This window comes from Desulfotomaculum copahuensis (assembly GCF_001655685.1).
Lineage (GTDB): Bacteria > Bacillota > Desulfotomaculia > Desulfotomaculales > Desulfovirgulaceae > Desulfotomaculum_G > Desulfotomaculum_G copahuensis.
Window position 1 is genome coordinate 87,955 of sequence record NZ_LYVF01000047.1, and the last position, 21,681, is coordinate 109,635.

Sequence of the window (21,681 nt, forward strand, 5' to 3'; positions counted from 1 at the left end):
GCCGGTAAACGGCTATATTCCGAGCAGGCGGTAGACCGGTCCGTCCACCACCCGGCCGGCGGGCAGGCCGTTTTGGATACGCAGCAGGTTAACCGCGTCCGCGGTGCCCGGTCCAAAAACTCCGTCCGGCGATTTTTGGTAATAGCCGAGGCGTTTCAGGACCCGCTGCACTTCCTGCACGGCCGCGCCGCAACTGCCTGGCTGCAGGACCGGATATGGCTCGCCGAAACGTCCGAAGGGATTGCCTAAAATGAGCACCGGCGTTCCTTCCGTTACCCAGGGAAAAAGTTCCAGGACGTGGGCGTTGTGCATGCGCACGCAGCCGGCGCTGGCGTAGGTGCCGATCGACCATGGCCTGTCCGTGCCATGAATGCCGTAACTGCCGCCCGGAATGTTCAGCCCCATCCAGCGGGGTCCCATGCCCGGTAAATGCTCGTCTGATTTGTTCGCCACCCGCCAGGAGCCCACCGGCGTTTCTTCGCCGGGCCGGCCCACGGCCACCGGGTATTGCCGGATGATTTCACCCCGGGAAAATACGGTCAGAGTCAGGTTGAATGTATCGATCAGCAGGCATAGATCGTGATGGGGCGAGGGGATTTTTTCCTCCGCCTGCGCCCGGATCAGCATGGCCCGGCTGATTACCTGCCAGGTGGGTGCATCCATCAAACCGGAAGGAGACAGGTGGTGCTGGCGCTGAAAATTGCCCAGAGCGGCCATGGTGGCCCGGTCGTAGTAACCGCTGGCCGCACCGTGGAAATAGCCCAGATAGGCCAGGCAACGCTGCAGGCTGGCCACGTCGCCGCCCTGATGAAAGGGGGCGGTAAAGACATGCGGTTCAACGGGGTCGCAACGATGGCCGGCCGGACCAGCAGCGGCCGGAAGCGGCGGCAGGCTGCAACAAAAAAAGACTGTGGCTGCGGTCAACAATATTTTGAACAAATAGAACACCATCTTATATCCAATGTGCCTCCGAAAAGTGTCCGGTGCCGCGCAGTTACCGGTGCAGCCGTTGGAGGCGGGCATCTTGCCCCCGGGATGACACCGGAAGTATTTGCGCTGGCAGTTCCCGGGCACTTGCCGTTTCCGGGCCGGCGCAAAGCAATTTTATTTATGACAGGGACCTTTACTTTTTACACTGCTAGTTTTTCTGTTTCCGGCGGGCGTTATTCCCGTACGGGCTTTCAATAATATAACGGCGCAGGCCGTTAAAGACTCCCAGGGCGATTTTGTCGTAAAAGGTGGGGTTGCGCAGCAGCCCTTCCTCCACCCAGTTGGAAATTGCCACCGGTTCCACGGTGATGCCGGGAATACCTCCCAGCGGGGATAATTGCCGGTCCGGTGAAATTCCCCTGAACGGGCGTTTGATTTTACGTACCAGTTCCTCGGCGGCCAACCGGGCCAGAAGCTGGCTTCCGGGGGCCGCCGGGTTGTAGTAGACCGCCAGGCCGGCTGCATTTTCATCCCGGCTGTGATGGGTGTGCAAACCGATATAAAAATGCGCCTTCCGGCGGCTGGCGAAGTCATACCGGTCACGCACGGGAAGTTCCCGGTCCTCCCGGCGGGTGCAATGAATTTGTACGTTCAGCGGCGTGAATACTTTTTCCAGAGCGGCGGCCATGGACAGGACAACGTTTTTTTCCAGCAGGTCCACCGGTCCCCTGCCCCCGCTATCAGTTCCGCCGTGACCGGGATCGAGGACCAGGATTATCGATTGAAAAATTGCCGGCAGGTGAGCACGGCTCAGGATAAGCACGGTGCGTCCGGGCATTCCCGGCTCGCTTTTCATTTGCCAGGGAACGGCATGATTGATGTTGATACGGATAGTCACTTGATCATTTCCGTCGTCCGCAATTTCCACCTGCTCCACCAGTCCGTCATAGACGTCGATGGCCTGGCAGTCCATGTTGGCCCGGGCGTGGCGGGCCGTCAGGGTGATTTGTCTTCCCGGGCTTGTTTCTTCCGCCCGGCAGTCCAGCGGCCGTACGGACTCAATGACCACCCGGGATACGTGATGGCCGGAATGTACCGTTATCTTGCTCCACAGATTGGTTATGCGTGACAATTGCCCTGTCAATTTTTCACCCCCTATTAATTTTCCGGCTTGTCCGGCGTGGATTTTCCGGCAAAATAGTTTACAATGCCGGCATACAGGCACCAGGCCAGTTTGCTTTGGTAATCCGGGTTCTGCAATAGGGTATATTCCGCCGGGTTGGAAATAAAACCGGTTTCCACAATTACAGCGGGTACTTTTGTCTTGCTGATGATGTAGTAGTTGCCATAGAGGGGTGCCCGGCCGCTTGTTTTTATCAGCCGGTTCATCTCGGATTGTATTGAGCGGGCCAGCAGAAGGCTGGCCGGATCCCCGGATCTGGTGAAGATCTGGATGCCGCGTTCACCGGGGTTGTTGAAGCTGTTCACATGGATACTGATCATGGCGTCGGCCGAAAGGCTGTTGGCCAGAGCTACACGCCGGGCCAGATCCTGTTTTTTCCGTTTATAAAGACCGGTAATTTCCGGATCGGCCAGGTCCGAATCACCTTCCCTGGTCATGACCACCCGGGCGCCGCCCTGGCGCAGGTATACGGTCAAACGCCGGGCCACCTGCAGCACGATGTCCTTTTCCAGTACATTGTCTTTGCCTACGGCCCCCGGATCAACCCCGCCATGGCCGGGATCGACCACCACCAGGCGTCCGGCCAGCGCCCGGGACAGGGTATTTACCGCATTATCATGACGGGCGTCGGCCACCCGGTCCAGTGCCGCCACCAGCAGGAGCAGGGTGATAAAAACTGGAATCAGGACTCTTAGCCGGCGCAAACGTAATATAATGACTCTGATAAAGATCACCCCCGCATTCTCTGCCGGCACCCGTGGCGTGGGTTGTTCCGGTACACTAAAATATATGGCCGCAAGGGTGCAGAGTTTCATTTAAATGTTAAAAATTGGCCGCCGGATACCGGGCGCCAGCGGGGCAGGAGATGCCTGCAGACCGGCGAAATATTCAGTAGTACGATTCTTTTTCCATTTGTTTACACGGGCTGCCACACTGCTTGGCTTGTTTCCGGATCAACCGGTTCGGCTTACAGCCGGTCAGACAGGCGCAAGCCTGCTGCCGGGCGGTGTTGCTGCAAGCCCGGGATGAAACAGGAGATTATAGTAATGAGACTGTACAAGGTCAGTGCCCTAGTGCTCAAAGCAGTCAATATCCGGGAAGCAGATTTGATCCTGACCCTTTTTTCCCGGGAAAGGGGCAAAATACGTGTGCTCGCTTATGGTGCCTGCAAACCGGGCAGCCGGAAGCGGGGGGCGGTTCAGCCGTTTTCCTGTGCCAATTTTTTGCTTTGCCGGGGCCGTGATCTGGACACGGTCAGTCAGGCCGATTTGCAGGAGATGTTTCCCGCCCTTCGCGAGAGGCTGGATCTGCTCGGCTACGCCTCCTACCTGGCCGAACTGGTGGACGCATTTACAGCCGAAGGGGAGGCCGCGCCGGCTGTTTTTGAGCTGTTGCAGCAGTCGTTCGGCCTGCTTGGGCATATACAGACGGCCCTGTTGACCCGTGCCTTTGAAATAAAGCTGCTCACCCTGCTTGGATACCGTCCCTGTCTGGAATCCTGCGTTTCCTGCGGCGGCGCGCTGGGCGGGGAACCGGTTTACCATGCCGGGGCGGGCGGGATGCTCTGTCCACGCTGTGCGGCCCTGCAGCATGGCGGACTGCGCTGCCGCCGCGGCACGGTGGCAACTTTGCGCCTTCTGCTGCGCTGGGATCTGCGCCGCTTGAACCGGTTGCGGCCGGATGACGCCATCAGGCGGGAGATGCGCCAGATTCTGCGCCGGCACATGGAGTATCACCTGGAACGGCGTATGAAATCATTACAGTTCCTGCGCTTGATTGGAGAGGATTACTAGTGCCGCCGGCCGTCCACGGTGCTTTTCCGGCAGGCGGGGACGGACGCGCGCATGCCGTCGTAAGCCGGTTGACCGGAGTGGCTGATGGCCGTTGAAAATGATGTATAAAACAGGCGGCCGGCGGGTTAAATATGAACAGCAAAGATCATTGAGCGATAAAATGAAGCAGTTTTCTTTGGCTTATACGGTTTGGTTTAAAATCATGGTCGGCAGGGGGATGCAGATGGACAGCGAACTGGAAAAGATTGATTTGATCCGGGCGCGGCTTGGCGTAGGCTACCGGGAGGCCAAGGAAGCCCTGGATGCCGCCGGTGGCGATGTGGTGCAGGCGCTGATCAGGCTGGAAGAAAGAAATATGGGTTTGGGGGAAAAACTGCAGAATCGCGGGCAGGAAGTGGTGGATCAGATCCGGGAAATGTTTGCCCGCAGCAACGAAACCCGGCTCAAAATTAAACAAGGCGAACGGACGGTGCTGGAATTGCCGGCTTCCGTAGGAGCGCTGGGTGTGCTGGGCACGCTGGCCAGCAGCCAGTTGGCTGTTTTGGGGGCGTTGGGGGCGGTGGCCGCCATGGCTAAAAACTACAGTCTGGAGATCGAACGGCCGGTGGAGGAAGGGAAAAAGGGAGCGCCCGGCGAAACCGGACCCGGTGAACCGGCGGGCCCTACGTAGGGGGAAGCCTCGGCGTTTTGACCGGGTTTCCCCGGCGGATAAGCGGTGGGCATGAGCACATTCCCGGGGTGCCGTCCGGAGCGGCCCGGGCCGGGCGCGGCCGGCGGTGTAAACGTTACCGGACCACTAATTATTAATTATTATGTTTATTGAAGATAATTGACATGGTGGCGCAAATTTGATAAATTATTATTGTCCATCAATATATCAGAGGCAATGAGGGAAAGAGTAGCCCGGAGCAGTTTTTGCAGCGAGCCGGGGTGGTGAAAGCCGGTATAACGAGGCCGTGTGAAGGGGGTTCCCGAGCCGCAGGAGGAAAGCCGCCTTGGGTGGTTAGTAAAACCTGCCCGTAATAAGGAGGGCCGTCTTATCGGCGGCCAAACAGGGTGGAACCGCGGGAAATGCCTCCCGTCCCTGGCGCAAACGCCGGGGACGGGAGGTTAACTTTTACCCGGACCGACCGGCCGGTATGGTGCCGCTTCCCGGAGCGTCCCGGGCGTCCGGGGGAAAGGGCTGACGGCGGGGATTCTGTCAAAAGGCGAACCGGCCCGGGATTTTATGATGGCAGGAGGCGATTTTTTGGCAACCATTGAGGAGTTTGAACTGATTGACATGCGGGTGGGCCGGGTGCTGTCGGCGGAGGCATTTCCGGAAGCCCGCAAGCCGGCATATAAGATGACCATTGATTTCGGCGCCCTGGGAATAAAAAAATCCAGCGCCCAGATTACCGCCTTGTACCGGCCGGAGGAACTGGCGGGCCGCCTGGTGGTGGCCGTGGTCAATTTTCCGCCCCGGCGGGTGGCCGGTTTTTCTTCCGAGGTGCTGGTCCTGGGAGTGCCCGACGGGGAAGGGCGCGTGGTACTGTTGCGTCCGGAACGGGAAGCACCCCCGGGAGCGCGTGTGTTTTAAACCTGAAATGTGCCCCGGGAACGCCCGGTCCGAAAACGGGTTGACAAGCCACTCCGGGCATTTCGTCTTTTACCCGGCCGGCCGTTCCGGGGCCTGCCATGGCGCGCATCTTTTGCCGGGCGGGCTTTTCCGGCCGGGTCTTTACCGTGTTTAATAATTTGGCGGGAGGTTTTTTACATGAACTTTCAGGATCTGATCCTGGCCCTGAACCGCTTTTGGGCCGATCAGAACTGCATCATTCAGCAGCCCTACGACGTGGAAAAAGGGGCCGGCACGATGAATCCGGCCACCTTCCTGCGCTCCATCGGCCCCGAACCCTGGCGGGTGGCTTACGTGGAGCCTTCACGCCGGCCCACCGACGGCCGCTACGGGGAAAACCCCAACCGGCTGCAGCACTATTATCAGTACCAGGTTATTCTGAAACCGTCGCCCGATGACGTGCAGGAGCTTTACCTGGACAGTTTGCGGGCGATCGGCATTGATCCGGTCCGTCATGATATCCGTTTCGTGGAAGACAACTGGGAGTCCCCCACCCTGGGCGCCTGGGGGCTTGGATGGGAAGTCTGGCTAGACGGCATGGAAGTGACCCAGTTTACCTACTTCCAGCAGTGCGGCGGCCTGGACTGCCGGCCGGTATCGGCGGAGATCACTTACGGCCTGGAGCGTCTGGCCATGTTTATTCAGGAAAAGGACAATGTTTTCGACATCGTCTGGGTGGACGGCTATACATACGGTGACGTGCATCATCAGGGCGAGGTGGAGCATTCCCATTATAATTTTGAAGACGCCGATACGGACATGCTGTTCAAGCTGTTTGACATGTTCGAGCGCGAAGCGCTGCGCATAGCGGAAAAAGGCCTGGTGCTGCCGGCATACGATTATGTGCTCAAGTGTTCACACACCTTCAACCTTCTGGACGCCCGGGGGGCGATCAGTGTCACCGAGCGCACCGGCTTTATCCACCGTGTGCGCAACCTGGCCCGCACCTGCGCTCTGGCCTATGCCACGCAGCGGGAAAAAATGGGCTATCCGCTGTTGAAGAAGAGTTAGGGGGAACAAAATGAATACGGCAGATTTTTTACTGGAAATTGGCACGGAGGAAATACCGGCCCGCTTTCTGGACCCGGCACTGGCCCAGTTGCAGGAACTGGCCGGCCGACTGCTGGCCGAAGAACGCCTGGCTCACGGCGGGATTGACACTTACGGCACCCCGCGCCGGCTGGCGCTTTATGTACATGACCTGGCCGCCGTACAGGAAGCGCTGGTCGAGGAAGTGAAGGGACCGGCGGTAAAGGTGGCCTTCAGCCCGGATGGTGAACCCACCCGGGCGGTTCTCGGTTTTGCGCGCAGTCAGGGGGTGCCGGTAGAGGGGTTGGTGCGAAAAAACGTCGGCCCGGTGGAATATGTTTTTGCGGTTAAACGCCGGGAGGGACGGCCGGCGCCGGAAGCGCTGGCCCGGCTCTGCCCGGCGCTGATTAGCGGCCTGCATTTTCCCAGACCGATGCGCTGGGGGGATCTGGAGGTGCGCTTCGCCCGCCCCGTACGTTGGCTGGCGGCTCTTTATGGTGAACAGATCATCGAATTCTCCTTTGCCGGCCTGACTGCCGGCCGGCAAACCCGCGGGCACCGCTTTTTATGCCCCGGTCCGGTGGAACTGGACAACGCCCGGGAATACCGGCAGGTGATGAAAGATGCCCATGTGCTGGTGGATCCGGCGGAGCGCCGTCAGTTGATCCGGCGGCAGGTGGCGGAACTGGCCGCCCGGGAAGGGGGACGGGTGGAGCCGGATGAAGAACTGCTGGCGGAAGTGGCCAACCTGGTGGAATATCCCACCGCGCTTTGCGGCAGTTTCGATCCGGATTACTTGAAACTGCCGGCGGAAGTACTGATCACCCCGATGCGCGAACATCAGCGTTATTTCCCCGTCCGGGACGAAAAGGGCGGCCTGTTGCCGCGTTTTATCGCCGTACGCAACGGTACGGCGGAGCATTTGGATGTGGTGCGCGCTGGCAACGAAAAAGTACTGCGCGCCCGGCTGGCCGACGCCGCCTTCTTCTGGCGGGAGGATCTGCAGACCCCCCTGGCGGAGCGGGTGGATGCCCTGAAGAAAGTTGTTTGGCAGGAAAGCCTGGGTACCGTTTATGAAAAAATGGAGCGGCTGACCGACCTGGCCGTATATCTGGCCGGTGTCCTGCATGCGGACGAGAGCCAGACCGCCCGGGTCCGGCGGGCCGCCCGCCTGGCCAAGGCCGATCTGGTGACCAATATGGTTTACGAATTTACCGAACTGCAGGGAGTGATGGGACGCGCCTACGCATTGGAAAACGGCGAGGATCCGGCCGTGGCGCAGGCCATCTACGAACATTACCTGCCCCGCTTTGCCGGGGATGAACTCCCCGCCACCCTGCCCGGACGCATTTTGAGTCTGGCCGATAAAATGGACACGCTCACCGGCTGTTTCGCCATCGGCATCCAGCCCACCGGTTCCCAGGATCCCTACGCCCTGCGCCGGCAGGCGCTGGGCATCTGTCATATCATTCTGGACGGGGAGTTGACGCTTTCGCTCGGCGAAATGATTGCCCGTGCTTACGGGAATTACCGCGGCCGGGTGAAACTGCAGCTGGATCAAGCAAAGACGGGGGAAGAACTGAAGGAATTTATCGGTCAGCGCCTGCGGGGCATCTTTACCGAACGCGGCCCGGCCTATGATACGGTGGATGCGGTACTGGCATCCGGTTTTGACGATCCGGCCGGTGCCTGGCAGCGGGCGCGGGCGCTGGAAGGCTTCCGGAGCACACCGCAGTTTGAGGCGGTACTAACCGCATTCAACCGGGCCAACAACCTGTCCAAAAAACATCCCCGCTCTGCTGTAGATCCGGCCTTCCTGGTCCACCCCGCCGAAGAGGCGCTTTATGACCGTTTAACCAAAACACGGGAAGCAGTGCGGCAACACCTGGCCGGACGGGACTACCGGTCCGCCCTGGCCGCCCTGGCGGACCTGCTTGAGCCGGTGGGCGCCTTTTTCGATGCGGTCATGGTGATGGTGGATGATGAGCAGGTGCGCCGCAACCGGCTGGGGCTTTTACAGTCGGTGGCCGGCTTGGCCCGGCCGGTGGCTGATTTGAGCCGTCTGACGGCCGGGACGGAAGGCGCAGCCTGATTGAGAACAGATTTATGTATACAATATTATATTAATTTACAGCAGGGAATTTAAAAGAAAAATATAATATATATTATTAAAGATACGAGGATGAATAGTATAACATAATTGCTCTTTTAAGGGGCGATGAATTTGGAGCTTTCCAAGCGGCAGGAAGCTATTATGGAAATAGTGAAAAAGGAAGGTCCGATCACCGGGGAACAGATCGCGGAGCGGCTTTCCCTGACCAGGGCCACTTTGCGCCCGGACATGGCCATTTTGACCATGTCCGGCCTGCTGGAAGCCCGCCCGCGGGTGGGTTACTATTTCAGCGGTAAAACCCCCGGCAGCGTACTGGCGGAAAAGCTCCACAACATCAAAGTGGGGGAAATCAAGTCCGTCCCCGTGGTGGTGCCCGAACAATGTTCCGTGTATGATGCGGTGGTGACCATGTTCATTGAAGACGTGGGCACATTGATTGTGGTCAGGGAGGGTGGTTTGCTGGAAGGGGTTATATCGCGCAAGGATTTGCTCAAAACCACCCTGGGCGGTCAGGACATCCACAAACTGCCGGTGGGCGTGGTGATGACCCGTATGCCCAATGTGATTACCGTGGAGCCGGATGATTCGGTCTGGCTGGCGGCCAAAAGGCTGATCACCCACGAGGTGGACGCCCTGCCGGTGGTCCGGCCGGTCAGGGACGATGCCGGCAGCCTGGAAGTGGTCGGGCGCCTGAGCAAAACAAATATCGCGCGCCTGTTTGTGGAGCTGGGAGAAGGGGGAGGGTAACCATTACCACAAAAATACGGCCAATTATATACATCGTCTCGGATTCCATCGGGGAAACCGCCGAGTCGGTCGCCCGGGCGGCGGCCAGTCAGTTCAATTCCGGCGGGGTGGACATCCACCGGGTGCCTTATGTGCATGATGCGCTGGAGATAAGAGAAATTGTGCAGGAGGCCAGCGCCCTGCCCTGTATCATCGCTTACACCCTGGTGGTGCCGGAATTGAAAGAGGCACTGGAGCAGGAGGCCGGCAAATATAATGTGCCCACGGTGGACGTTTTGACCCCCATGCTGGAGGCGCTGACCTGGGTGGAGGGGCAGAAGCCGAAAATGGAACCCGGCCTGGTGCGCCGCACCGACGAGGAATATTTCCGCAAGGTGGAGGCGGTGGAATTTGCCGTCAAATACGATGACGGCAAAGACCCGCGGGGTATCGTCAGGGCCGACCTGGTGGTGCTTGGAGTGAGCCGCACCTCCAAGACCCCTCTTTGCATGTACCTGGCCCATAAAGGGATCCGGGCCGCCAATGTGCCTCTGGTGCCGGAGGTGGCGCCGCCGGATGAAATCTTCAAATTGCAGTCCCACCGGGTGATCGGCCTGACCATCCGGCCGCAGCAGTTGAATGAAATCCGCCGGGAACGCTTGAAATCCCTCGGTTTGACGTCCAATGCCGACTATGCCAGCATGGGCCGCATTTTAAAAGAGCTGGAGTATGCCGAGGGGATCATGCGCAAGGCGGGCTGTTCGGTAATTGACGTGACCAATAAAGCGGTGGAGGAAACGGCCAGCCGGGTGCTGGAAATATACTACAGGGGGGAAAGACATGTCAGATAAGAAATACGTCTATTTGTTCGAAGAAGGCGGCGCGGGGATGAAGAACCTGCTCGGCGGCAAGGGGGCCAACCTGGCCGAGATGACCAATATCGGCCTGCCCGTACCGCCCGGCCTGATTATTACCACGGAAGCCTGCAATGAATTTTACGTCCATGACCGGCAGTTTCCGCCGGGTATGGAAGCGCAGGTGCGGGAAAAAATAGCCGTGCTGGAGGAAAAAGCAGGCAAAAAATTTGGCGATCCGGCCAACCCGCTGCTGGTCAGCGTCCGTTCCGGCGCCCCTATTTCCATGCCCGGCATGATGGATACGGTGCTCAACCTGGGGTTGAACGACCGGACGGTGGAAGGGTTGGCCAAGGCGGCGGACAACCGGCGGTTCGCGCTGGATTGTTACCGCCGTTTCCTGAACATGTTCGGTGATGTGGTGCTCGGCATTGAGCACGCCCGGTTTGAGCATATCCTGGAAAACCGCAAGGAAGCCAGGGGCGTAAAGTATGATCACGAGTTGACGGCGGAAGATTTACAGCTGGTTGTTCAAGAATATAAACAATTGATTGAACGGGAAACCGGCCGGCCCTTTCCCCAGGAACCGGTTGAACAAATGTTTGCAGCCATTTATGCCGTATTCAATTCCTGGAACAACGACCGGGCGATTGTTTACCGGAAAATCAATAAAATCCCGGATGATTTGGGCACGGCGGTGAACGTGCAGGTAATGGTTTTCGGCAACCTGGGCGACGACTGCGGTACCGGCGTGGCTTTCACCCGTAACCCGTCCACGGGGGAAAACAAGCTTTACGGCGAGTATCTGATCAATGCCCAGGGCGAGGACGTGGTGGCCGGCATCCGCACCCCCCAGAGCATTGATAAGCTGAAGGAAGAAATGAGCGCCGTCTATGAGCAATTTGCCGCCACCTGCGAACGGCTGGAAAAACACTACCGCAATATGCAGGACATCGAGTTCACCATTGAGCGGGGCAAACTGTACATGCTGCAGACACGCACCGGCAAGCGCACGGCCCAGGCGGCGGTGAAGATTGCCGTGGACATGGTGGAAGAAGGACTGATCACCAAAGAGGAAGCGGTGCTGCGGGTGGAGGCGGCGCAGTTGGATCAACTGCTGCACCGGCGCATCGATCCCAACGCCCGGCTGGAAGTAATCGCCAAAGGACTGCCCGCCTCCCCCGGCGCGGCCAGCGGCCAGGTGGTGTTTGACGCCGATGAGGCGGAAAAACTGGGCGCCCAGGGGGAAAAGCTGATCCTGGTGCGCACGGAAACCACCCCCGACGACATTCACGGCATTGTGGCCGCCCAGGGCGTGCTCACTTCGCGCGGCGGCATGACCAGCCATGCCGCCGTGGTCGCCCGGGGCATGGGCAAACCCTGCGTTTCCGGCTGCGAGGCGGTGCGCATCGACTATGACGCCCAGGAATTCCACGCCGGTTCACTGGTGGTGAAAAAAGGTGACCTCATCTCCATTGACGGCGCCACCGGCCAGGTCATGCTCGGCCGGGTACCGATGATTGATCCCGAGCTGTCCGATGAATTCCAGGAATTGTTGCGATGGGCGGACGGGATTCGTACCATGAGTGTACGGGCCAATGCCGATACACCGGAAGACGCGGCCAAGGCACGCTCCTTCGGCGCCGAAGGCATCGGCCTGACCCGTACCGAGCATATGTTCATGGCCCAGGACCGGCTGCCCATCGTGCAGGAGATGATTTTGGCCGGCAGTCTGGAAGAACGGCGGGCCGCCCTGGATAAGCTGTTGCCCATGCAGCAGGGTGACTTTTACGGCATACTGAAAGCGATGGAAGGGCTGCCGGTGACCATCCGCCTGCTGGACCCGCCGCTGCACGAGTTTTTGCCCAACGCCGAAGAACTGCTGGTGGAGATCACCCGTTTGCGCTTGACCGGTGGCGACCCGGCGGAATTGAAGGCTAAAGAGTCGCTGTTGAAAAAGGTGCGCGCCCTGTCCGAGTTCAACCCCATGCTGGGACACCGCGGCTGCCGTCTGGGCATTACTTTCCCCGAGGTATACGCCATGCAGGCGCGGGCCATTTTCCAGGCCACCGTGCAGCTGGTGAAAGAAGGCTGTCAGGTGATTCCGGAAGTGGAAATTCCACTGGTGGGCGAAGTGAAGGAACTGGCCATTTTACGCCGGGTGGTGGAGGAAGAGGCCGAAAAGGTGATTAAGGAAAGCGGCGTCAAATTCGCCTACAGTGTGGGGACGATGATTGAAATTCCCCGGGCTGCCCTGCTGGCTGATGAAATTGCTCAGGAAGCGGAATTCTTCTCCTTCGGCACCAACGACCTGACGCAAACGACCTTCGGCTTTTCCCGGGATGATGCGGAGGGTAAGTTTCTGCACGAATATGTGGAGAAAAAGATCCTGCCCGACGATCCCTTTGTGGTGCTGGACCGCCGGGGGGTGGGCAAGTTGATGCACATGGCGGTGGATTTGGGCCGGCGGGCCAAACCGGATCTGTTCATCGGCATCTGCGGCGAGCACGGCGGCGAGCCCGATTCGATCGAGTTCTGCCACCAGATTGGTCTGAACTATGTCAGCTGCTCTCCCTACCGGGTACCCATCGCCCGGCTGGCGGCGGCGCAGGCGAAAGTAAAAAACCGTTGACAGCGGTTGATAACCCGGAATGAAGACGGCCGCAATCAAGCCCGGCACCTGCGGGGGCGGATTGGGAATGCCCTTCTAACCGGTAATGAGATGAATTATGCTTGCCTCCGTTGCACCGGAAAGTTTCGGTGAATAAAGGAATTTAAAAAGTAAAGCCTCCAGTTGCCGGTTGCCGGCAACTGGAGGCTTTAATGTGAAAAGACATTTTCCCAAGGTGATGGTCGTGCCAGAGGAGCATTGGAGCGACGAGATGCGACCATCACCTTTTTCATTTGTGGGTTGTGTTCAAAAAATCATGGCCGTTAATTACAATCCGCCGGGCGCTGTGCGCTGTCGCGGCATGCCGGCGGGCCTCAGCCGCGGGCGGTCAAAAGCATGCGGTCGTTGTCCAGGGTATTGCCACTGATCTGCTCGAATTTCAGTAGCAGATCGGATACGTGCATATTTGAGCGTTCCGGTTCTGTCAGGTTCAGCACTATGCGTCCCTCATGCATCATGATGGTCCGGTTGCCCACTGTGAGCGCCTGCTCCAGATTATGGGTGACCATCAGTGTGGTCAGGCCGTGCCGGGCAATGATCTTTTCCGTCAGCTCCAGTACGGTGCGGGCGGTGCGCGGGTCCAGGGCGGCGGTGTGTTCATCCAGTAGAAGCAATTTGGGTGCGGCAATAGTAGCCATCAGTACGGTCAGCGCCTGGCGCTGGCCGCCGGAAAGCAGTCCCACCCGGGCGCTCAGGCGTCCTTCCAGCCCCAGCCCGAGCAGGGACAATTGTTCGCGGAACAGCTCCCGTTCACCGGCGGAGACGCCCCGGCGCAACCCCCGGCGCCTGCCCCGGCGCAGGGCCATAGCCAGGTTTTCCTCGATGGTCATGGAAGCGGCGGTGCCCAGCAGGGGATCCTGGAAGACCCGGCCGATCTGTGCGGCCCGGGCGTGTTCAGGCAGCGCCTGTACGGGACTGCCGTCCAGGGAAATGATACCGGTGTCAATTTCATATACTCCGGCCACCACATTCAACAAAGTGGACTTGCCGGCGCCGTTGCTGCCGATTACCGCCACCACATCCCCCGGCGCCAGGTGCAGCGAAATATCGCGCAGGGCTATGCGCTCGTTAACCCCGCCGGGGTTAAAAACTTTGGTTACCCCGTTCAGCCTGAGCAATCTGTTCACCCCTTTCCCGCCGCCTGGCTTTGAGACCCAGACGCTCCCGGAACAAGGGCAGGGCCAGGGCGATAATGACAATTAAAGCAGTGAGCAGTTTCAGATCGGTGGACGGCATGCCCAGTTGCAGTACCAGTGCGATCACCGCCCGGTAGATGATCGAGCCGGTCACCGCCGCCAACAGGCAGCGGATCAAGGTGAGCGTACCGACCAGCGCCTCTCCGATGATTACTGAAGCCAGACCGGCGATAATCATGCCGATACCCATGCCGATGTCGGCAAATCCCTGGTACTGGGCCACCATGCCGCCGGAAAAGGCTACCAGCGCGTTGCCCATGGCCAGGCCGATTAGTTTGGTGCCGTCGGTATTCACTCCCAGACTGCGGATCATCTGTTCGTTATCACCGGTGGCACGCAGGGCCATGCCCAGTTCGGTCTGCAAAAACAGGTACAGGCCGGCGGAAACCAGCAGCACCGCCGCCAGTCCGAGCAATGACGGCCCGGCGTTACCCGCATGAATGTGCCGCATCCAGGTAAAGATGGTATCCGAACGTAAAAGGGAGAGGTTGGCCTGACCCATGATGCGCAGATTGATTGAATAAAGGGCAATCATCACCAGTATGCCCGAAAGCAGCGGGGCTATTTTTAATTTGGTGTGCAGCAGGCCGGTGATCAATCCGGCCACGGCGCCGGCGCACACGGCTAGAAAGGTGGCCAGCCAGGGGTTGCCACCGGCAAAGATCAAACGCGTGGCCACGGCGGCTCCGAGGGTAAAGCTGCCGTCAATGGTCAAGTCGGCATAATTGAGGACACGGAAAGTGATATAAACTCCGAGCACCATCGCTCCCCAGAGCAATCCCTGTTCCAGGGCCCCCAACCAGATGCTGAGCGACATTTATAACTCCACCTGCTTACTTGATTATTTGCGCTGCTTTCTTTTGCAAGGATGCCGGAATTGTCAGGCCGATTTTGGCCGCCTCCCTGGCGTTCAATACCAGACGCAGCTCCTTTTGGCTTTCAATGGGCATATTATGCGGTTTTTCCCCTTTTAACACCCGGATGGCCATGTCGGCGGTTTGTGCGCCCAGTTTGTAGTAGTCGATACCGATGGTGCCCAGGGCGCCCTGTTCCACTGTGTTGCTTTCCCCGGCGATCACCGGCAGCTTGTTTTTCTCGGCTACACCAATCACTCCGGATATCGCCGAAACCACAGTGTTGTCCGTGGGAACATAAATGGCGTCCACCCGTCCCACCAGGGACTGTGCTCCCTGCATAACCTCGCTGCTGGCCGTGATTGGTGCTTCCACCACTGTCAACCCCAGTGACGGGGCATCCTTTTTGACCACTTTTACCTGTACCTGGGAGTTTACCTCGCTGGAATTATAGATCACGCCCACTCTTTTGGCTGCCGGGACCAGATCCTTGATCAGCTGCAGCTGTTCTTTAACCGGGTTCATATCGGTGGTACCGGTGACATTGGTGTCCGGTTTGGCCATGCTTTTGACCAGTTTGGCCTGCACCGGATCGGTTACCGCGGTAATCAAAATGGGAATATCTTTTGTTTCATTGGCCATGGCGATGGCGGAAGGGGTGGCGATGGCCAGGATAAGATCCTTTTTGTCCTGGACGAATTTACGGGCGATGGTTTGCAGATTGGATTGATCACCCTGCGCGTTTTGGAAATCCACCTGCAGGTTTTTACCGTCCTGATAGCCGTTTTTGGCCAGTTCATCCAGAAAACCTTTACGGGCGGCGTCCAACGCCGGGTGTTCCACAATTTGAATTATACCCAGCTTTACAGTTTTCGTATTTTCCGCAGCTGTGTTCCCACTCCCGCCGGTACTGCCGCATCCGGCCAAAAAGGCCGGTATCAGCAATGCCAGCAACCAGACAGCCCACTTCTTCAACATTTACCTCCTCCTTGTCTTTTGACGGCCGGCTGGCGTGGAGAAGAAAAAACACTCCCGGCGGGGAGCATGATGTGCTTTTGCGTTCTTCCTTCCTGCCGTCCTGCCCAGCATCTTTAATTTTTGGCGTCCAACCGGCCATATTTAATATTATCCTAATCTAAGCCTGATTGCCTGTCAATAACTTAACTCCGAACGGATTCGATAAAAACTTCCGCTGACTATAAAGGAAAAGGCATGCCGGGCACGAAAATATAACTATAACCGCTTGCCGGAAAGGGGGCTTGATTTCGTGGGGGACGTGGTGGCGGCCGGAGCGCTGTTATCCGCGCAACTGGCTGTTCAGGTGCTGGATGTGCTGCCCGGTCCCTTGTTTGTGGTCGGGCCGGACGGGCGGCTGATCTATGTCAACCGGGCGGCGGAAGCGGATCTGGGTGTCCGGCGGGAGAAGGTGCTCGGCCGTTTTTTGGCGGATGCTCTTTACGGCGGGGAAAAGTTCGATTTCCGGGGCAGGTACAGGAGCGCACTGCTCGAAACCGTCGAAACCGGCCGGGAGTTTTCCCTGCGTACCGTGGAAGTGAAAACTATTTTCAACCGCCTGCCGAAAACATATCTGGTGGATACATTTGTGCTGGCCGGTCCGGACGGGAAGATGCTGGGCGCTTGCGCCGCCTACCATGACGTATCACGGGACAGGCGCTTGTTGAAACAGGCTGTGATCAGCCGGCTGGCCAGCGCATCGGAACATTTTGAAACCATTTACGCATTTGCCGAAGCCATCGGGGCGCGTGATCTATATACCATGGGCCATTCGGAAAAAGTGGCCGAGTACGCCCGGCTGATTGCGGACCAGCTGGGCCTGGACGATTCGGAGGTGGACCGGGCATACCTGTGCGGTATTGTTCATGATGTGGGTAAAATCGGCGTGCCGGAGGACATATTAAATAAACCGGGTCCGCTTTCCCCCGATGAATTTGCGCAAATAACCCATCATCCGGATATGGGGGCTACCATCCTGTCCCATATCAGCTGGCTGGAGGATGTAGTGCCGGTTATTATGGCCCATCATGAACGATATGACGGCAAAGGTTACCCGCGCGGCCTGCAGGGGGAGGAAATCCCCCTGTTAAGCCGTATTTTGGCTGTGGCCGACGCTTTCGACGCCATGACATCGGACCGCAGCTACCGCAAGGCGCTCCCCTTGAAAACAGCTTTGGATGAATTGCGGCGGGGAGCCGGTTGTCAGTTTGATCCGCGTGTAGTCGATGCTTTTTTGAGTATGCTCGACAATTATGAGAATTGATATTTTGAAGGTGCGGGCTGTGGCTGGTTGCATCCAAATCCATTTTAAGTTAACGGGGTGATTGTTTGTCACCGGTATGGCGTCTTTTTTGGGCGGTAAATTTGCCGCCGGTGGCGCGTGCCGCGCTGGCGCAGGTACAGGCCGCGCTCAAGGAGGCCGGAGCCGACGTCAAATGGGTGGAGGCGGAAAACCTGCATTTAACCATCCAGTTTTTGGGTGAAACGCCGGCGGGGCGGGTGCAGGCAATTGTCCGGGCGGTGCAGGACATGGTGGCCGTCGGCCCGTTCGGCCTGCACCTGTCCGGCCTGGGGGTTTTTTCCGGCCGGGACGGTCCGCGGGTGGTCTGGGCCGGCGTGCGCCAGGGCGGGGATTCGCTGGCGTCCCTGCACTGCCAGGTGGGGGAGGCCATGCGTCCCCTGGGTTATATTCCGGAAAAACGTTTTTCTCCGCATCTCACCCTGGCCCGCATCCGCTCCTCCCGGGGAGTGGCGGAGTTGATGCAACTGATTGCGGCACTGGCCGCAACGCATCTCGGCGACATTACCGTAAGTTCGGTGGACCTCATGCAAAGCGAGCTTTCCCGCCGCGGGCCGGTTTATACCCTGCTTTCAAGCGTCCGTTTGCCCGGCGGGGTCTAAATATCCGTCTCAACGCATATTTTTAAAAAAGTATGAATTCCGGCGAACGGGGAAGGAAAATTATGATCATTGCCGTATATTATTAGTCAGCAACTATTGAAATATTTGACGGTTTTAGCCGGCCCGGTCATCGCCGGAAGGAGAACCCGTCTTACCGGCCGGCATATTTTAAAATAACGAGGAAGGATAATCTTTTATGTTAATACTGGCTATTAACGGCAGTCCCCGCGCCAGCGGCAGTACGGCCAAGCTTTTGCTGTCCACGCAGGAGGTATTCACCACCGCCGGGGCTGAATTTGTCCTGCTGCAGGTTTCAGAGGCCCTGACCGCCCTGAAAACGCCTTATTGCGTGGTTTGTTCCAATCCTTGCACCGGAAAATGCTATGCCGGTACACCGTTGGCCGGCATGCTTGCCCTGATGCGCCGGGCGGACGGCTTGCTTATCGGCAGTCCGGTTTACTTCAGTACAGTGTCCGCCCAGTTGAAGTCTTTTTGGGACCGCACCCGGCTGCTGCGCCGGGACAAGGCACTGGTTAACGTTGTCGGCGGTGCCCTGGCGGTGGGCGGGGCGCGGTTCGGCGGACAGGAAACCACCCTGCGGGCCATTCATGACATGATGCTTTGCCAGGGGATGACCGTTGTCGGAGATGGTTTTGGTGAAGATGACGCCGGTCACCAGGGGGTGTGCGCCCAGGATCCGGCCGGCAGCGACAGCGAAGGAATCAAACGGGCGCAGGTGCTGGCCAGACGGGTGGCGGAGGTGGCCGGGGCCACCGCGGGGCTGCGTGCCCGCCTGCGGCGGACCTAGCACGGTTCACCCCCGGCTATGCTTTCGCCGGGGGTTTTTGTTGGGGGGGAGCGCATGCATATCCGCCTGCTAACGGAAGAGCTGGAAAAGAAGCTGTTATCACCGTTTGCCTGCTGCAGCGCGGACAGCCGGGGACGTCTGACTCCGGAGGAACCATGCCTGGTGCGGACGGTTTTTCAGCGGGACCGGGATCGTATTATTCATTCCAAAAGTTTTCGCCGTTTAAAGGACAAAACTCAGGTTTTCATCATCCCGGAAGGGGATCATTACCGTACGCGGTTAACTCACACCCTGGAGGTGGCCCAGATTTCCCGTACTGTTGCCAAGGCGCTGCGCTTAAATGAGGATCTCACCGAGGCCATCGCCCTGGGGCATGATTTGGGACATACGCCTTTCGGACACGCCGGCGAGGAAGCTTTGAACGAGGTCTACGCTCCCGGCTTCCGGCATAATGAACAGAGCCTGCGGGTGGTGGACGAATTGGAGGGCGGGCGGGGATTGAACCTGACCCGGGAAGTGCGGGACGGTATATTGAATCATACCGGACCGGACATCCCGTTGACCCTGGAGGGACAGACGGTGAAAATCTGCGACCGGGTGGCTTATCTCAATCATGACATCGACGATGCCATCCGGGGCGGCATTCTGGATCCGGCGGACTTACCGGACGCATGTCTGGCAGTACTGGGACATACGCATCGTGAACGGATCAACAACATGGTGCTGGATATAATCAACAACAGTTGGGGGAAACCCTTGATCAGCATGAGTCCGGCTTTTCTGGAAGCCACCGGCTGTTTGCGCACTTATATGTTTGAGCGCGTATACATCGGTTCCAGCGCTAAAAAGGAAGAAAACAAAGCCCGTCAGGTGGTGCAATACCTTTTTGATTATTTCACCTGCCACCCCGGCGCCATGCCGCCGGAACAACGGCAAAGGGCGGAAAAAACCGGCGTGGAGAGGGCGGTCTGTGATTATGTGGCCGGCATGACGGATCATTTCGCCATTGCCCAGTTTGCACGGTTATTTATTCCCCGGGCATTTTCCATGCCTTATTAGGCGCTTGCGTCATCAGGATGACACAAAAATTGTCGACAGTGGAGAAGGATAATTCTATAGTGACAGCGAATATCAAAAAGACAGGTGATTACAGCGGCTTGTCTACTTCTGCATCCCGTACTGCCTCTTTTTCGCGGGTGATATCATGGGCGGACTGATTCCGGAAGAGATCATTGAAACCGTCCGTCTGCACACCGACATAGTGCAGGTGGTGGGTGAATATGTTCATCTGGAGAGAAAAGGGAAGAACTACAGCGGGTTTTGTCCTTTCCATCAGGAAAAGGATCCTTCCTTTACCGTCAGTCCGGACAGGCAAATCTTTCATTGTTTTGGCTGCGGGACCGGGGGTAATGTCTTCAAGTTTTTAATGCTGGCTGAAAGTCTTACTTTTCCGGAGGCGGTGCGGCAGTTGGCCGCCCGGTGCGGTGTGCCGGTGCCCGAAACGGCCGTTCATTCCGGAAAGGCACGCCGGCAGGAGCGGGCCTGGCTGGTCAACGGCATGGCCCGGGATTTTTACCGTCACCTGTTGCTGCACCGGCCGGAAGGCCGGGCGGCACGTGACTATCTGGCCGGGCGCGGGCTGTCCCCCGGGGTGCAGGAGAGTTATCAACTTGGCTACGCCCCGCCGGAATGGAACGGGTTGACAAGGTTTTTGACTGCCCGCAATTGCACACCGGAGGAACTAATCGAACTGGGTTTGGCCATGCCGGGTAAGCGCGGCTGTTACGACCGCTTTCGCGACCGGATCATTTTTCCGATCTGGGACGCCCGGGGGCGGGTGATTGGTTTTGGCGGACGGGTGCTCGGTGACGGTGCGCCCAAATACCTGAATACGGCTGAAACGCCGGTCTTTAGCAAAAGCCATGTTCTTTACGGCCTGCATCTGGCCCGGCCGGCCATTCAGCAACAGGGGTTTGCCGTGATGATGGAAGGTTACATGGACGTTATTGCCGCGCACCAGTTTGGCGTCTCCAATGCCGTGGCCTCTTTGGGTACCAGTCTCACCGGCGGGCAGATTGAGTTATTGAAGCGTTACACCGCCAATGTGGTAATCGCCTATGACGCCGATGCGGCCGGGCAGTCCGCCGCCTTGCGGGGAATGGAACTGCTGCTGCAGGCTGATTGCCGGGTAAAAGTGGCCACTGTTCCGGAAGGGAAGGATCCCGATGACTTCCTGCGCCGGTACGGTGCCGCCGGATGGCGGGATTTGTTGTCCCGCGCCGAGCCTTTGCTGGAATACAGGTTGCGCCGCGGTATGGCTAGAGGTGACGATACCGACCGGTTGCTACAGGAGGTGTTGCCCGGTCTGGCCCGCGCCGGCGAGGTGGAGCAGGAGGAAGGTATTCGCCTGCTGGCCGCCCGCTTAAGCCTGAGTTGGGAAACGGTAAAGAATGCATTGGGTCGATATTTGGACGAACAGGGAAAAAAATGGTCAAATCCGGATAAAATTGCTAAAAATACGCATAATATAATTAAAAGCAAGCCGCGGACGGATGCCATTCACCGTTCCGAACAGGCACTGATCAGTTGCATTGCCCGGGAACCGTCACTGATTGTGGCAGTACGCCGGGAATTGGGTGCTTGGGAGCCCCGGGACGAAGTCCTGCGTGCAATATATCAATTATTATGCCGGGATGGTACAGGCACCAGTCCGGATGCCTGGATGGACCGGCTTGAAGATGCAGGTCAACAACTTTTAAGCCGTCTGCTGCTGACTGGAAACTCCGGTGCAGAACCGGCGGAAATCCTGCCCGGCCTGATTGAAACAGTGAAAAAAAGAACCAGGCAGGAGCAAAAAATGCATTTGATGCAGGAACTGGCGGAAGCGGAAAGAATGCAAGACCGGGAGCGCATCAACTGCATTCTGGAAAAATTAAATCATATTTTAGGAAGAGATGCCGGGAGGCCTCATAGAGAGGGGGAAAGCTGAC

General features: G+C 58.2%; 19 protein-coding genes. 13 read left to right on the plus strand and 6 right to left on the minus strand.

Translation table 11 applies throughout. The features are described from left to right. Positions 1-12: 12 nt before the first annotated feature. The 3 genes from A6M21_RS03690 to A6M21_RS03700 form a co-directional block, all read right to left on the minus strand. Positions 13-939: a peptidoglycan-binding protein gene (locus A6M21_RS03690; protein WP_161485993.1), complete on the minus strand. Its 927-nt coding sequence runs from the start codon at positions 937-939 to the stop codon at positions 13-15. A 199-nt stretch (positions 940-1,138) separates the two neighbouring features. Then, the gene (locus tag A6M21_RS03695; protein ID WP_066666538.1) at positions 1,139-2,074 is read right to left on the minus strand and encodes an N-acetylmuramoyl-L-alanine amidase family protein; all 936 of its coding nucleotides are present in this window, start codon (positions 2,072-2,074) and stop codon (positions 1,139-1,141) included. Positions 2,075-2,088: 14 nt separating this feature from the next. Then, complete coding sequence (locus tag A6M21_RS03700; protein ID WP_242868752.1) at positions 2,089-2,847, minus strand: N-acetylmuramoyl-L-alanine amidase; 759 nt, start codon at positions 2,845-2,847, stop codon at positions 2,089-2,091. A gap of 312 nt (positions 2,848-3,159) precedes the next feature. Between A6M21_RS03700 and recO the strand changes: the two genes are divergently transcribed. The 8 genes from recO (at position 3,160) to ppdK (ending at position 12,878) form a co-directional block, all read left to right on the plus strand. Then, entirely contained in the window at positions 3,160-3,906 is a 747-nt protein-coding gene (gene recO / locus A6M21_RS03705) for a DNA repair protein RecO (protein WP_066666539.1), read from the plus strand. A 97-nt stretch (positions 3,907-4,003) separates the two neighbouring features. Then, positions 4,004-4,576: a DUF4342 domain-containing protein gene (locus tag A6M21_RS03710; protein WP_242868761.1), complete on the plus strand. Its 573-nt coding sequence runs from the start codon at positions 4,004-4,006 to the stop codon at positions 4,574-4,576. A gap of 579 nt (positions 4,577-5,155) precedes the next feature. Then, positions 5,156-5,485, plus strand: coding sequence for a tRNA-binding protein (locus A6M21_RS03715; RefSeq protein WP_151191786.1), 330 nt, complete (start codon positions 5,156-5,158; stop codon positions 5,483-5,485). A gap of 177 nt (positions 5,486-5,662) precedes the next feature. Next, entirely contained in the window at positions 5,663-6,535 is an 873-nt protein-coding gene (gene glyQ / locus A6M21_RS03720; RefSeq protein WP_066666540.1) for a glycine--tRNA ligase subunit alpha, read from the plus strand. Between the two features lie 10 nt (positions 6,536-6,545). Next, complete coding sequence (gene glyS / locus A6M21_RS03725) at positions 6,546-8,645, plus strand: glycine--tRNA ligase subunit beta (protein ID WP_066666541.1); 2,100 nt, start codon at positions 6,546-6,548, stop codon at positions 8,643-8,645. 132 nt (positions 8,646-8,777) lie between these two features. Continuing rightward, the gene (gene ccpN / locus A6M21_RS03730; protein ID WP_066666655.1) at positions 8,778-9,413 is read left to right on the plus strand and encodes a transcriptional regulator CcpN; all 636 of its coding nucleotides are present in this window, start codon (positions 8,778-8,780) and stop codon (positions 9,411-9,413) included. A 14-nt stretch (positions 9,414-9,427) separates the two neighbouring features. Next, the gene (locus A6M21_RS03735; protein WP_427854599.1) at positions 9,428-10,243 is read left to right on the plus strand and encodes a pyruvate, water dikinase regulatory protein; all 816 of its coding nucleotides are present in this window, start codon (positions 9,428-9,430) and stop codon (positions 10,241-10,243) included. Then, complete coding sequence (gene ppdK, locus A6M21_RS03740; RefSeq protein WP_066666543.1) at positions 10,233-12,878, plus strand: pyruvate, phosphate dikinase; 2,646 nt, start codon at positions 10,233-10,235, stop codon at positions 12,876-12,878. The genes A6M21_RS03735 and ppdK overlap by 11 nt, the downstream gene beginning before the upstream one ends. A gap of 353 nt (positions 12,879-13,231) precedes the next feature. On the opposite strand, the gene A6M21_RS03745 is transcribed toward ppdK, so the two are convergent. Genes A6M21_RS03745 through A6M21_RS03755 form a run of 3 tightly spaced genes read right to left on the minus strand, consistent with a single transcriptional unit; the run spans position 13,232 to position 15,945 of the window. Continuing rightward, positions 13,232-14,035, minus strand: coding sequence for an ABC transporter ATP-binding protein (locus tag A6M21_RS03745; RefSeq protein ID WP_066666544.1), 804 nt, complete (start codon positions 14,033-14,035; stop codon positions 13,232-13,234). Beyond that, positions 14,001-14,930, minus strand: a complete 930-nt coding sequence (locus tag A6M21_RS03750) for an ABC transporter permease (protein WP_066666545.1) — start codon at positions 14,928-14,930, stop codon at positions 14,001-14,003. The genes A6M21_RS03745 and A6M21_RS03750 overlap by 35 nt, the downstream gene beginning before the upstream one ends. A 16-nt stretch (positions 14,931-14,946) precedes the next feature. Then, positions 14,947-15,945 carry an ABC transporter substrate-binding protein gene (locus A6M21_RS03755; RefSeq protein ID WP_066666546.1) on the minus strand — a complete coding sequence of 333 codons (999 nt, stop codon included), beginning with the start codon at positions 15,943-15,945 and terminating at the stop codon, positions 14,947-14,949. A gap of 289 nt (positions 15,946-16,234) precedes the next feature. Between A6M21_RS03755 and A6M21_RS03760 the strand changes: the two genes are divergently transcribed. The 5 genes from A6M21_RS03760 (at position 16,235) to dnaG (ending at position 21,680) form a co-directional block, all read left to right on the plus strand. After that, positions 16,235-17,245, plus strand: coding sequence for an HD-GYP domain-containing protein (locus tag A6M21_RS03760; protein WP_066666656.1), 1,011 nt, complete (start codon positions 16,235-16,237; stop codon positions 17,243-17,245). 65 nt (positions 17,246-17,310) lie between these two features. Then, positions 17,311-17,883, plus strand: a complete 573-nt coding sequence (thpR, locus tag A6M21_RS03765; protein ID WP_066666547.1) for an RNA 2',3'-cyclic phosphodiesterase — start codon at positions 17,311-17,313, stop codon at positions 17,881-17,883. 196 nt (positions 17,884-18,079) lie between these two features. Then, positions 18,080-18,691: a flavodoxin family protein gene (locus tag A6M21_RS03770; RefSeq protein WP_066666548.1), complete on the plus strand. Its 612-nt coding sequence runs from the start codon at positions 18,080-18,082 to the stop codon at positions 18,689-18,691. A gap of 54 nt (positions 18,692-18,745) precedes the next feature. Continuing rightward, the gene (locus A6M21_RS03775) at positions 18,746-19,750 is read left to right on the plus strand and encodes a deoxyguanosinetriphosphate triphosphohydrolase (protein ID WP_066666549.1); all 1,005 of its coding nucleotides are present in this window, start codon (positions 18,746-18,748) and stop codon (positions 19,748-19,750) included. Positions 19,751-19,895: 145 nt separating this feature from the next. Further along, positions 19,896-21,680 (plus strand): DNA primase, encoded by a 1,785-nt coding sequence (dnaG, locus tag A6M21_RS03780; RefSeq protein ID WP_066666550.1) that lies wholly within the window; start codon positions 19,896-19,898, stop codon positions 21,678-21,680. Position 21,681: the final 1 nt, after the last annotated feature.